The organism is Providencia sp. PROV202 (assembly GCF_028479565.1).
GTDB classification, from domain to species: Bacteria; Pseudomonadota; Gammaproteobacteria; order Enterobacterales; family Enterobacteriaceae; genus Providencia; species Providencia zhijiangensis.
Map to the genome: position 1 here is coordinate 1 of NZ_JAMPNV010000006.1, position 12,539 is coordinate 12,539.

11 protein-coding genes and 2 tRNA genes are annotated in these 12,539 nt (G+C 43.6%); 9 read left to right on the forward strand and 4 right to left on the reverse strand.

Features of this window, described 5'->3' with window-relative positions; genetic code table 11:
• Window positions 1-105 precede the first annotated feature (105 nt).
• The 3 genes from PR799_RS04225 (at window position 106) to PR799_RS04235 (ending at window position 2,011) form a co-directional block, all read left to right on the forward strand.
• A tRNA-Met gene (locus PR799_RS04225) sits at window positions 106-182 on the forward strand.
• A gap of 15 nt (window positions 183-197) precedes the next feature.
• Window positions 198-272, forward strand: a tRNA-Gln gene (locus PR799_RS04230).
• Window positions 273-667: 395 nt separating this feature from the next.
• Window positions 668-2,011, forward strand: coding sequence for a dicarboxylate/amino acid:cation symporter (locus PR799_RS04235; protein WP_272521328.1), 1,344 nt, complete (start codon window positions 668-670; stop codon window positions 2,009-2,011).
• Between the two features lie 59 nt (window positions 2,012-2,070).
• On the opposite strand, the gene nfsB is transcribed toward PR799_RS04235, so the two are convergent.
• Window positions 2,071-2,724, reverse strand: coding sequence for an oxygen-insensitive NAD(P)H nitroreductase (gene nfsB / locus PR799_RS04240; protein ID WP_272521329.1), 654 nt, complete (start codon window positions 2,722-2,724; stop codon window positions 2,071-2,073).
• A 99-nt stretch (window positions 2,725-2,823) separates the two neighbouring features.
• Here nfsB and PR799_RS04245 point away from each other — a divergent pair, with 99 nt between their 5' ends.
• Window positions 2,824-3,213 carry a winged helix-turn-helix transcriptional regulator gene (locus PR799_RS04245; protein WP_272521330.1) on the forward strand — a complete coding sequence of 130 codons (390 nt, stop codon included), beginning with the start codon at window positions 2,824-2,826 and terminating at the stop codon, window positions 3,211-3,213.
• 73 nt (window positions 3,214-3,286) lie between these two features.
• Here the strand turns inward: PR799_RS04245 and ubiF are convergent, their stop codons facing one another.
• Window positions 3,287-4,474, reverse strand: coding sequence for a 3-demethoxyubiquinol 3-hydroxylase (ubiF, locus tag PR799_RS04250; RefSeq protein WP_272521350.1), 1,188 nt, complete (start codon window positions 4,472-4,474; stop codon window positions 3,287-3,289).
• A gap of 337 nt (window positions 4,475-4,811) precedes the next feature.
• On the opposite strand from ubiF, the gene miaB reads away from it, so the two are divergent.
• The 5 genes from miaB to lnt all read left to right on the forward strand — a co-directional run bounded on the left by miaB (window position 4,812) and on the right by lnt (window position 10,405).
• Window positions 4,812-6,242 carry a tRNA (N6-isopentenyl adenosine(37)-C2)-methylthiotransferase MiaB gene (gene miaB / locus PR799_RS04255; RefSeq protein WP_154628702.1) on the forward strand — a complete coding sequence of 477 codons (1,431 nt, stop codon included), beginning with the start codon at window positions 4,812-4,814 and terminating at the stop codon, window positions 6,240-6,242.
• An 86-nt stretch (window positions 6,243-6,328) separates the two neighbouring features.
• Entirely contained in the window at window positions 6,329-7,327 is a 999-nt protein-coding gene (locus PR799_RS04260; protein ID WP_225577265.1) for a PhoH family protein, read from the forward strand.
• A complete protein-coding gene (gene ybeY, locus PR799_RS04265; protein WP_154628703.1) occupies window positions 7,328-7,795 on the forward strand; it encodes an rRNA maturation RNase YbeY in 468 nt (155 codons plus the stop codon).
• A 190-nt stretch (window positions 7,796-7,985) separates the two neighbouring features.
• Complete coding sequence (gene corC, locus PR799_RS04270; protein WP_272521331.1) at window positions 7,986-8,870, forward strand: CNNM family magnesium/cobalt transport protein CorC; 885 nt, start codon at window positions 7,986-7,988, stop codon at window positions 8,868-8,870.
• Window positions 8,870-10,405, forward strand: coding sequence for an apolipoprotein N-acyltransferase (gene lnt / locus PR799_RS04275; protein ID WP_272521332.1), 1,536 nt, complete (start codon window positions 8,870-8,872; stop codon window positions 10,403-10,405). The genes corC and lnt overlap by 1 nt, the downstream gene beginning before the upstream one ends.
• A gap of 65 nt (window positions 10,406-10,470) precedes the next feature.
• On the opposite strand, the gene PR799_RS04280 is transcribed toward lnt, so the two are convergent.
• Both PR799_RS04280 and PR799_RS04285 read right to left on the reverse strand, forming a co-directional pair.
• On the reverse strand, window positions 10,471-11,394 hold the full coding sequence (locus PR799_RS04280) for a sugar kinase (protein WP_154628706.1): 924 nt from the start codon (window positions 11,392-11,394) through the stop codon (window positions 10,471-10,473).
• On the reverse strand, window positions 11,391-12,413 hold the full coding sequence (locus PR799_RS04285) for an SPFH domain-containing protein (RefSeq protein ID WP_272521333.1): 1,023 nt from the start codon (window positions 12,411-12,413) through the stop codon (window positions 11,391-11,393). Before PR799_RS04285 ends, PR799_RS04280 begins: the two co-directional genes overlap by 4 nt.
• Window positions 12,414-12,539: the final 126 nt, after the last annotated feature.

Genomic DNA, 12,539 nt, shown 5'->3' on the forward strand with positions numbered 1-12,539 from the left:
TAAGGCACCAGGTTTTGATCCTGGCATCCCCAGGTTCGAATCCTGGTACCCCAGCCATCTATTATCCTACCAAGTAGTAAAATCACACAGTAAAGAAAATACAATGGCTATGTAGCTCAGTTGGTTAGAGCACAACACTCATAATGTTGGGGTCACAGGTTCGAATCCCGTCGTAGCTACCATTTCTTTTTTGTTGTTGGGGTATCGCCAAGCGGTAAGGCACCAGGTTTTGATCCTGGCATCCCCAGGTTCGAATCCTGGTACCCCAGCCATCCTCTTCTGTATTCATCATCAAAAAACACTCTCAAAACAATTTAAAAAATTAAGTAAATAAACTTAATGCGTTATTTATTTAATGCTTTTTAAAACTATCATCCTGCCTTTAAATTTTCTTTTAACCTTTTAAAAAACATTTAACACATCCCATTTACCTTTACGCAACCTTTATATCGGAAGTGTGATATCAGTCATTTTCATGTAACCAAATAAAGTGGTAATCTTGCGGCGAATTGTAGTTAGATTAGATTAGTAATACGTAAGCCCCCTTTCGTCTTAAATTATCAGTCCAACTTTCCAATCCATCTCTGCTTAGTTGTTTATAAAAACAATGTTCTAAAAAACCAATAATTATAATTGCTCTAACACAATATTTTTACAGAGAAAACTTATGCGAAACATAATAAAACAACCACTATATAAAATTTTATATGTGCAGGTCATTGTCGCCATCACTCTCGGTATTGCTCTTGGGCATTTTTTCCCAGACATCGGAGAGTCATTAAAACCGTTGGGTGATGCGTTTATTAAAATCGTGAAAATGATTATTGCTCCCGTCATTTTCTTAACGGTTGTAACTGGTATTTCAGGCATGACCAACATGAAAGCCGTCGGTAGTGTTGCTGGTAAAGCGATGCTGTACTTCATCACGTTCTCAACCGTCGCCCTGATTATTGGTTTAATCGTCGCCAACATCATCCAGCCTGGTTCTGGACTGAATATCGACCCTGCAACCTTAGATAATGCGAAAGTTGCTGGTTATGTCGAAAAAGCGCACGAATCTTCCATCGTTGGCTTCTTCATGAATATTATTCCTGACACCGTGATTAGCCCATTGGTGAACGGAAACATTCTGCAAGTCCTATTTATTTCGGTGATTTTTGGTTTAGCATTGGCAGCAACCGGTAAACACGGTGAGCCTATCGTTAAACTGCTGCAAAACTTCTCTGAACCAGTATTCAAAATGGTTGCTATGTTGATGAAACTGGCACCTATCGGCGCATTTGGTGCGATGGCATTTACCATTGGTAAATACGGTATTTCGTCTATTGGCAACTTAATGATGCTGATCATGACGTTCTACATCACCTCACTGCTGTTCATTTTGGTGGTGCTGGGCGCAGTGGCAAAATATAACGGCTTCTCGATTATTGAACTGATCAAATACATCAAAGATGAATTATGGTTAGTGCTGGGTACCTCTTCCTCTGAAGCGGCATTACCAAGCTTAATGAGAAAAATGGAACATGCGGGTTGTGAAAAATCCGTCGTTGGATTAGTGATCCCTACCGGTTATTCATTTAACCTCGACGGCACCAATATCTATATGACGATGGCGGCACTGTTTATTGCTCAAGCGACCAATATTGAATTAACACTTTGGGAGCAAATTTCCCTGCTGTTAGTTGCGATGATCAGCTCTAAAGGTGCGGCAGGTGTAACCGGTGCAGGCTTCATTACTTTAGCGGCAACGCTGATGGTGGTGCCAAGCATTCCTGTTGCAGGTATGGCACTGATTCTGGGTATCGACCGCTTTATGTCTGAGTGCCGTGCACTGACCAACTTAGTCGGTAACGCTTGCGCCTGTATCGTGGTTGCACGTTGGGAAAAAGAGTTAGATACCGAAAAACTAGCTCATGCATTCTCATCCAAAGGTGAATCGTTAGATTCAATCATCACGGAAGAAGATGTAGTACAGCCAACGACATCTGTCGATATTGCAAATAATAAGTAATTTATTACCCTTATAACGAAAATAAGCCGCAATCGCGGCTTATTTTTTTACCAAAAAAATTAAAGCTCAGTGACTATTTCATTCAATGGACGGCGCACTTTCGGTAAAGCAGAATTAAAATCATCTTCAGTTTTATAACCCAGCGCAACCACGGTCACCGCATTTAGCCCTTTCTCATTCAAACCAAACTCATCATTAAGAATTGAAAAATCGAGACCTTCCATCGGCAGGGCATCAACCCCTAAAACCGCCGCACCTAATAATAAAGCTCCCATATTCAAGTAAACTTGTTTTTCTATCCAATGCGGCAAATCCTTCAATTCATTCTTATGTAAATTCACAAAAAATGAACGAGCCATATGATTCTGCTCTTTAAATTCGCTTTTCAGATATCGCCCTTCTTCATCTTCGAGATCTAAAAGATGCAGTAAATAATCCTCAGGCAACTCTGTTTTTCCACACATCACAATGACATGAGATGCATTGCGAATTTTTTCCTCATTGAATGAGTACCCGCCAGCCGTCGCATTGATGATTTTTTGTTTTGCTTCAGGGCTACTTACCATCAAGAAATGCCAAGGTTGCACGTTGACACTCGAAGGGCTTAATTGGAGCAACGCTTTTATCTCAGTCAGAGTTTCATCAGAAATCGTTTTATTCGGGTCAAAGCTTTTCGTTGCATAACGGGTATTTAAAACATTAATTAAGTTCATGGGATCCTCTAAGTTAAATAAACTGTATTGAATTTTGAACATCCTAATGTTAAAAGTACAAACAGACAAGTACGCACATTAATGGCATATACTATACAAATGGATACTATCAAAAAAAGACGCTACACAAACTACACCTACGATGGATGCCCTGTAGAAGCCTCATTAGAGCTAATGGGAGGAAAAGGGAAAGGCGTGATCCTGTATCATTTACAGGGAAAAACGCTGCGATTTAATGAAATAAAAAGGAAATTAGTTTTCATTACACCGCGCATGCTGACCAAACAATTACGAGAACTCGAAAATGACGGGCTAATTACTCGTCATGTCTATCCCGAAGTACCGCCTAAAGTTGAGTACTCAATGACCCCTGCGGGTGAATCTTTAAGTGCGGTGATTAATGCACTGCAAGAGTGGGGAGAAAAATATGGGATCCCGCTATTGGATAAGAGAGAGCAAGGCTTAAATACCGAAGAAGATAGTGAATAACGGGAAAGTTACCCAGACAAAACATCTGGGTAACGGATTATGATACAGAAATTAATACCATAAACGGGTTAGGCTACAGCCCAAGCGCATATTTCAGGGCTAATTTCTTCGCCTCGCCTGCACGCTGCGCGGTCATCAAGCCAAAGTTTCTCAGCATTTTCAAACCCGGTAAATTCTCGCTGAACGCCATATAGAAAATATCCATTCCCGCCTGCATCACTAGGTTGTCAGGTAAACGGCGTCGCTGATAGCGCTTAAGCACATCCAAAGACTCCCATGCCTCAACACACTCACGCGCTTGGTAAATGACCTTCAATAACACATCCACATCGCGATAACCGAGGTTTACCCCCTGACCTGCTAACGGGTTGATAGTATGCGCCGCATCACCAATCAGCACCAAACCATCCATCACATAGCGGCTTGCATGGTGGCGAGTTAAAGGAAATGCGCCCGATGCGATGGCTTTTACTGCACCGAGTCGCTCTGGGAACGCTTCCGAGATAGCACCAGTAAGTTGCTCCATAGATAGACTTTGCAAACGGCGAATCTTAGCAGGGCTGTCATACCACACAAGGGATGCCCAGTTATCATACAGCGGTAAAAATGCCCTTGGGCCTGATGGGAAAAACTGTTGCCATGTACGGTCTTGCTGCGGCGTATCCGTTTGGATAGTGATCAGCATACAAGATTGGCGATATTGCCAACCTCGGCTTCCAATACCCGCCATTTTACGCACTTGAGAATTAGCACCATCCGCGCCAACTACCAGTTTGGTTTCCAGAACGCGCCCATCTTCCAAGTCAACCACCCAGTGTTTTTGCCCATGAGGTTGATGTAAATTCACCAACGTCGCAGGGCAGACTAACTCAAGGTTGCTGTACTGTTCGCACTCTCGCCACAATGCCAACTGTAAAACGCGGTTTTCCACCATAAAGCCAAGCTCAGGTAAGCCTAAACTTTTGGCATCAAAAATCACATTGCTGCCCGGCTCTTCCCAAGTTTCTAATTCACGATAAGGCGTGCTGCGCATCGCTTCTACATGTTTCCATGCCCCTAATTGCTTTAGCAATTCAATAGAGGCACTGCTGATGGCCGAGATACGCACATCTGGCGTACTGCTCCCATCAAATTCGGTAGGCTGGGCTTTCTCAAGTAAAGCCACTTTCATCCCTTCTTGGGCGAACCCTAATGCCGCTGCGGCACCGGTCATTCCCGCACCAACCACAACAACATCATAAAATTCAGTTAGTTTATTCATCATGATAGCTACTATTAACTGTTTGATTTATTTAGTATACCGAAAAATTCTTACCCCCGCAGGCAATATCTACGCTCGGGCTCTGGTCACTGATGCCTCAAATGAATACAATACTCGTCAATCTTTAAAACAATAGGCAAATAGCCTGCCCTTAAGTATTTGGTGATGATATTATTTTAGCATGTTATTACTGGGTGATTTTTGCATTTAATCCAATACAGAACGCTGTTCTTAATCAAAATGCGGTGAATTTCCCCATCATCATAGGGTAGGACTTTGGATTTACAACGCGTTTCGAAGTCCCCATTTTAGACCTCGAAAACACCGGATACACGACATGTCGACAAATAAAAAGTTATATATGAAAACTTGGGGCTGCCAGATGAACGAATACGATTCATCTAAAATGGTCTCTTTATTAGAAAGCACCCACGGCTATCAACTGACTGAAATTGCTGAAGAAGCAGATCTGTTGTTATTAAACACTTGTTCGATCCGCGAAAAAGCCCAAGAAAAGGTGTTCCACCAGCTTGGTCGTTGGAAATTCTTCAAAGACAAAAACCCTGACATCATCATTGGTGTCGGTGGCTGCGTCGCATCCCAAGAAGGCGATTTTATTCGCCAGCGCGCACCTTGCGTTGATATCGTTTTCGGCCCGCAAACTCTGCACCGTTTGCCGGAAATGATTAACCAAATTCAAGGTAACCGCAGCCCAATTATTGATATTAGCTTCCCTGAAATTGAAAAATTCGACCGCCTGCCAGAACCTCGCGCTGAAGGCCCAACCGCGTTCGTTTCTATCATGGAAGGCTGCAACAAATACTGTACGTTCTGCGTTGTGCCATACACACGCGGCGAAGAAGTTAGCCGCCCTTGTGACGACATCCTATTTGAAATTGCACAGTTAGCGGCGCAAGGCGTACGTGAAGTGAATTTACTGGGTCAAAACGTTAACGCCTACCGTGGCGAGACGTTCGACGGTGAAATCTGCTCATTTGCCGAATTATTACGTTTAGTGGCCTCTATCGATGGTATTGACCGCGTACGCTTCACCACTAGCCACCCAATTGAATTTACCGATGACATCATCGAAGTGTATCGCGATACCCCTGAGCTAGTAAGTTTCTTACACTTACCAGTCCAAAGTGGCTCTGACCGCGTACTCACCATGATGAAACGTGCGCATACTGCATTGGAATATAAGGCGATTATCCGTAAATTACGTGAAGCGCGCCCGGGTATTCTGATCAGCTCCGACTTTATTGTTGGCTTCCCAGGGGAAACCAACGATGATTTCGAAAAAACCATGAAGCTGATTGCAGACGTGAATTTTGATATGAGCTACAGCTTCGTCTACTCCGCACGTCCAGGTACGCCAGCGGCGGATTTACCGGATGATGTTAGCGAAGACGAGAAAAAACAGCGTCTGTATCTGCTGCAACAGCGCATTAATCAGCAAGCAATGAGCTTCAGCCGTGCCATGCTGGGAACAGTACAACGTATTTTAGTGGAAGGTACTTCACGTAAAAATGTGATGGAGCTTTCAGGTCGTACCGAAAATAACCGCGTAGTGAACTTTGAAGGCACTCCGGACATGATCGGTAAATTTGTTGATGTCGAAATCGTCGATGTTTATACCAACTCTTTACGCGGTAAAGTGATTCGTACCGAAGATCAAATGGATCTGCGTGTTCATGAGTCCCCAGAATCCGTGATTGCACGTACCCGTAAAGAAGATGAACTTGGCGTTGGTAACTTCCAACCCTAAAGATAGGATACTCAGTGACCGATAACAAACCTTTGCAAGTCGCAACACAAGAGATTTTCTTAGAGCCCGCAGATAATCAGCGTTTAATGAGCCTCTGCGGGCCATTTGACGACAATATTAAGCAATTAGAGCGTCGTCTCGGTATTGAAATCAATCGCCGAGACAACCGTTTTAAGCTTTCGGGTAAAGCACTTAATATCCAAGCTGCCAGTAAGATTTTACGCCAGCTGTACGTTGATACCGCGCCAATCCGCGGTGTGATCCCTGACATTGATCCTGAAAATATTCACCTTGCCATTGTCGATAGCCGAGTGCTTGAGCAATCCGCAGAAAGCGTACCTGACTATGGTAAAGCCGTGAATATCAAGACCAAGCGCGGCGTGATCAAACCTCGTACCCCAAATCAAGCGCAGTACATTGCCAATATCTTAGATCACGATATTACATTTGGGATTGGTCCTGCGGGAACGGGTAAAACTTACCTTGCTGTTGCAGCAGCCGTCGATGCATTAGAACGCCAAGAAGTGCGCCGAATTCTACTCACCCGCCCTGCGGTTGAAGCTGGCGAAAAACTGGGTTTCTTGCCGGGTGATTTAAGCCAGAAAGTGGACCCTTATTTACGCCCGCTATACGACGCGCTGTTTGAAATGCTCGGTTTTGAAAAAGTTGAAAAACTGATTGAACGTAATGTGATTGAAGTCGCCCCACTGGCTTACATGCGCGGTCGTACACTGAACGATGCGTTTATCATTTTAGATGAGAGCCAAAACACCACCATCGAACAGATGAAAATGTTTTTAACCCGTATTGGTTTTAACTCTAAAGCCGTCGTCACTGGGGATATTACTCAGGTCGACTTGCCAAGAGGCAGCAAATCCGGTTTAAGACACGCCATCGAAGTGTTGTCGAACGTGGATGATTTAAGCTTTAATTTCTTCCATAGCGAAGACGTGGTGCGTCACCCTGTCGTGGCAAAAGTTGTCATGGCTTATGAAGCATGGGAAGAACAAGACAGCAAACGTCGCCAGCAACTGAAAGAAGAAAAAGAGCAACAACGTGAGCTTGAAAAGCAGGAAAATCACTAAATGAGCGATGTTATTCTCGATTTACAAATAGCGAGCGAAAATACCGACGGTTTACCCTCTGAAGCGATGTTTCAACGCTGGGTCAATGCGGTATTACCCAAGTTTCAAGCTGAAAGTGAAGTCACTATCCGTATTGTTGACGAAGCCGAAAGCCATGAATTAAATCTGACTTACCGTGGAAAAGATAAACCGACTAACGTGCTGTCATTCCCATTTGAAGCGCCACCTGAAGTGGAGCTCCCGTTGTTAGGAGATTTAATTATTTGCCGCCAAGTTGTGGAACAAGAAGCCGCCGAGCAGCAAAAAAGTGAAGAAGAACATTGGGCGCACATGGTGATTCACGGTTGCCTGCATTTACTCGGTTATGATCATATTGAAGATGATGAAGCTGAAGAAATGGAAGGATTAGAAACCGAGATCCTCGCAGAAATGGGTTATGCCGATCCGTATCTTGCGGAAAAAGAGTGAGCTCTCTATAATTTTTAACGTTAACAAGCATTTTTAGACGTAAAACGATGTCTGTAAACGTAAAGAATATGCTTCAACGCTAACCCATAAATTGTTTCGCTAAACAAAATGTTTTAAGCTAAACAATTCATACCTAACTCTATGGGTTAGCGATTTTTCTAATTAACTGAGGAATAATAAATTAAACGCCATGAGCGACGATAACTCTTCGAGTAGTGACAACCCTGGGCCTAAGAAAGGTTTTTTTGCATTGCTAAACCAACTTTTCCATGGTGAACCTAAAAACCGTGATGATTTGGTCGAATTAATTCGTGATTCTGAACAAAACGATTTAATTGACCCGGATACCCGTGAAATGCTGGAAGGCGTCATGGATATTGCTGATCAACGGGTACGTGACATCATGATCCCTCGCTCTCAAATTGTTACCTTAAAACGTAACCAAAGCCTTGATGAGTGCCTCGATGTCATCATCGATTCTGCCCACTCTCGCTTCCCTGTTATCAGCGAAGATAAAGATCATATTGAAGGGCTATTAATGGCAAAAGATTTACTGCCATTTATGCGTACCGATGCAGAACCATTCAGTATTGATAAAGTGTTACGTCAGGCCGTTGTTGTTCCTGAAAGTAAACGAGTAGACCGCTTACTCAAAGAATTCCGTTCCCAGCGTTACCACATGGCCATCGTGATTGATGAGTTCGGCGGTGTCTCTGGTTTAGTGACTATTGAAGATATTTTAGAGCTGATCGTCGGTGAGATTGAAGACGAGTATGACGACCAAGATGATGTGGATATCCGCCAGCTGAGCCGTCATTCGTACTCTGTTCGCGCCTTGACTCAAATCGAAGACTTTAATGACGCCTTTGGCACGCATTTTAGTGATGATGAGGTAGATACCGTTGGGGGCTTAGTCATGCAAGCCTTTGGTCACTTACCATCCCGTGGTGAAACCATAACCATCGATAACTACCAGTTTAAAGTTTCCATGGCGGATAGCCGTCGAATTTTACTGCTTCAAGTGAAAATTCCTGACGATGCCCCAGTGCCTACTTTGGATGAAGAACAGAGTTAATGAACTTATCCTCTACTTATCAAAGCCAGTGGCTACGCCTGCTGCTGGCTTTACTATTCGGAGCCAGTGGTACACTGGCTTTTTCGCCTTTTGACTTCTGGCCTGCCGCTCTCCTTTCTATTTTCTTTCTCCAGCTATTAACCCTACACAGAACCGCCAAGCAAGCTTTTGCTATCGCGTTCGCGTGGGGATTTGGCTTATTTGGCAGCGGTGTCAACTGGGTATATGTCAGTATCGCCGATTTTGGCGGGATGCCGGATGCGGTTAACGTATTTATCGTTATCTTACTGGCTGCCTATCTGTCGCTGTACCCCGGCCTATTTGGTCTGCTGCTCAATAAACTCACCCCCAACGCCAATGTTTGGCGCTTAGTCTTGATGGCGCCTGCACTGTGGCAAGTAACAGAGTTTCTGCGTGGTTGGGTACTGACTGGCTTCCCATGGCTGCAATTTGGTTATACCCAGATTGATGGGCCGATGAAATCATTAGCACCAATTTTTGGTGTTGAGATGATAACCCTGCTGCTATTTAGTATCAGTGGCTTACTCGTTCTGGCAGCCATTCGCCGCCGCTTTATCCCTCTGGCTTGCGCTGCTGCGCTGTTGCTGGTTCCACTGTTAGCTAAAAACGTCCAGTGGTTCACACCTCTGAATGATAAAACCATGGAAGTGGCATTGGTACAGGGAAATATCCCTCAATCGATGAAATGGGAAGCGGGCTTTTTGCAGCAAACCAAAGATCGCTATATCAAGCTTTCCAGCCCTTATATTGGCAAAGCCGATATGATTATTTGGCCTGAATCAGCCATTCCCGTGGTGGAATTGGAAAATCAGCCGTGGCTCAAAGCGCTGGACACATTACTGAATGAAACTAAGACGCGGTTAATTACAGGTACTGTCGATGCTAAACCCGTCAATGGCGATTCGGTATTCTATAACTCCATCATTGTACTGGGAGATAGAAAACCTTACCTTTACCCAACTAAAAATCGCTATAACAAACATCACTTAGTCCCATTCGGTGAGTTCGTCCCATTGGAAGATTTATTGCGTCCACTTGCGCCATTCTTTAATTTACCGATGTCAGGCTTTAGCCGTGGAGACTATCAACAGCCTCAATTAGCGATTGGTAATATTCATCTAACAGCAACCATTTGCTATGAAATTATTCTGGGTACTCAAGTTAGAGATAACTTCAAACCTGACAGTGACTACTTACTGACAATTTCAAATGATGCTTGGTTTGGTGAGTCGATTGGCCCTTGGCAGCATTTCCAAATGGCAAGAATGCGCTCATTAGAGCTTGGTCGCCCGCTATTACGCGCCACCAACAATGGCGTAACGGCGGTCATTAATGCGGATGGTTCCATTCAAGGTATCCTGCCACAATTCCAAGATGCGGTACTGGCTGCAGAAGTCACACCAACAACGGGATTAACCCCTTATGCTCGTTGGAGTAACTGGCCGATGTGGGGTCTGGTCGCTATATTTGGTATTGTCGGATTTACCCTTAATCGTCGTCAAAAACGCCATTAATTAACGCGTTAAACTGATTAAAAATCCCCGACATCTCGATTGATGATTCGGGGATTTTTTTTAATCTAACCAATTAATAACCCCTGCGTTTCTGCTATCCCAATTGAGGCAATACAACCTGCGTTGAAATTCAAATAATCATCTTCAATACCATCGGAAAAAATTACGCCATTTTCAGGCATTAAAGACTCTAATTGTAATGGCGAGGTTTGCTCAATGGTACCAAACACTAATTCTGTTCCTGTCGTTCGGCTGCGAAAAGGTTCCCTTACGCTGAACTGTAACCGTTTTTCATCCCAACCAAATCCCTGCGATAACGGATGAGAGTGAGTCCCTGCTATCGCCTGAGCCCCTGCAATAATAGATTGAAACCATCCCGTTGACCCCAGTCCTGTCGAGACAATAATCCCTGATGACGATTGAAATTCTTGCTGCCCTTGCCATTTCACTCTATAGCGTGCGGATGTATGGCTTTTAGGGCCTATAAATAGGTCGTTAACGGCTAATAGCGTTTGTCCATCGTTGGTTGTAGCTTGCGCAAAAGTAACAGATTTTTGATTCACTTTTCCAGTTAGTGTACGCGTCACCACCTCGGATAACTGTCCAATTTCAAAGGGCAGTAATTTACCATCCCAGCGTGTCGGTTCTGGGTTTATGGCGATCACCGGCTGTCCATTAAGGTATTTGAGGGTATTTGCCACTAAACCATCTTGCCCTATAACTACCACGATATCTCGTGCTGAAAACTGGTAGCTAGGTAACAGTTTTCTTTCCAGTAATTGAAAGCGCCCTATCCCTTTTAGCACCGACTCGGCTTGGATTAACTGCCGCTGATACACATCATGTTCAAGTAGGTAATCACTCACTTCAACATCATTATGTTCAAGGTAAAATTTTGCTTGTGACCAGGTATTGAAACGCTCAATTAACTCCTGCATACGGGTTTTTCGCATCACCAACACAAAACGAACATCATCATGCTGACTCATTGTTTGGCTCCTTTTTTCATCAATTGACCAAATAAATCTGGCGAGAAGTTAATTTCACCAATTTTACCTGCGTTTTGAGCCAAGGATTCAAACGCCATCGCCATCAACTGCTCTGGGTTCATTTTCGCCAATGCCATCGCCTTCAAATTCTCCACCGGCAATTGACTATAGGCTTTCATTTTGGCTTCAATGGCATAAGCATCCGCTTCTGATTGAGTACGTTGGTTTTCAACACTCAGCGCCACCAGCTCGTTACGTTTAGCTTCCAAGTTAACCTGAGCTATCAACTCTTCTTGTTCAATTTCAGCACGTTCACGCAGCAATGTGCGCTCATTATCCAATCGGGCTTCTTCAATTTGCTGCTGCTTAGCTTGTACTGATAAATCTGTTTCTAATTCAGCCTCTTTAATGGTTCTTTCCTGCTCAACGGAGAATTTGCGTCTCGCATAAATCGCATCATCAGCTTCTTTCAAAATCGATTCCCGAGCTTGAGCTTCCAGCGCTTTGAGCGTTTCAGGAGACGGTGTAATAGCTGAAATAGCCACATCCAAAATTTCTATACCTAACAATTCAAGAGCAGGATGCTCAGACAGTTGTTGAGAAACCAACATCACCAATGGTTGCCCCATGAGTAATGCATCTCGCAAATCGGTACTTTGCGTTTTTGCTTGGATGACAGTTTGCGCACTACGAACCACCCTATCACTCAGCTTTAAAGGGTCTTCTGACGCATAAGATTTACCATCTTGAGCAAGGTTAAAATTCAAGACATCCGCTGTTTTTTCTGGGTATTTCACCTGAAATGAAATTTGTCCTTGAATACGTAAGCTTTGGAAATCCGCCGTCTGTAGATTAAAAATAAATGGCGCTTCTTGGGCGCTCAAAGGTAATGCCGCAATGGACGTTTTATCTGCGTTATACCAAAAACTTAATCCTTTACCTTGCTTACGTACTGCCCCATTGATGGATTGAATAATGAATGTCGATGAATCTGATTTGAAGTATTTAAAATTTAACATGTCCTACCCCGCTTAGTGTCTTTGTGAAATCAATTAGTGTCTTTATGACCTTAATTAATTATTGTCCTATAGACATAAATAAGTCAACGCATAAATGTCTTAATGACACTAAATAAATTTTCGCGT

Bases quoted from the DNA above. Each gene is read 5' to 3' on its own strand.
- miaB (WP_154628702.1), top strand. From the start codon at position 4,812: ATGTCGACAAATAAAAAGTTATATATGAAAACTTGGGGCTGCCAGATG.
- PR799_RS04235 (WP_272521328.1), top strand. From the start codon at position 668: ATGCGAAACATAATAAAACAACCACTATATAAAATTTTATATGTGCAG.
- nfsB (WP_272521329.1), bottom strand. From the start codon at position 2,724: ATGAACTTAATTAATGTTTTAAATACCCGTTATGCAACGAAAAGCTTT.
- PR799_RS04285 (WP_272521333.1), bottom strand. From the start codon at position 12,413: ATGTTAAATTTTAAATACTTCAAATCAGATTCATCGACATTCATTATT.
- corC (WP_272521331.1), top strand. From the start codon at position 7,986: ATGAGCGACGATAACTCTTCGAGTAGTGACAACCCTGGGCCTAAGAAA.
- lnt (WP_272521332.1), top strand. From the start codon at position 8,870: ATGAACTTATCCTCTACTTATCAAAGCCAGTGGCTACGCCTGCTGCTG.
- ybeY (WP_154628703.1), top strand. From the start codon at position 7,328: ATGAGCGATGTTATTCTCGATTTACAAATAGCGAGCGAAAATACCGAC.
- PR799_RS04260 (WP_225577265.1), top strand. From the start codon at position 6,329: ATGAGCCTCTGCGGGCCATTTGACGACAATATTAAGCAATTAGAGCGT.
- PR799_RS04280 (WP_154628706.1), bottom strand. From the start codon at position 11,394: ATGAGTCAGCATGATGATGTTCGTTTTGTGTTGGTGATGCGAAAAACC.
- PR799_RS04245 (WP_272521330.1), top strand. From the start codon at position 2,824: ATGGATACTATCAAAAAAAGACGCTACACAAACTACACCTACGATGGA.
- ubiF (WP_272521350.1), bottom strand. From the start codon at position 4,474: ATGAATAAACTAACTGAATTTTATGATGTTGTTGTGGTTGGTGCGGGA.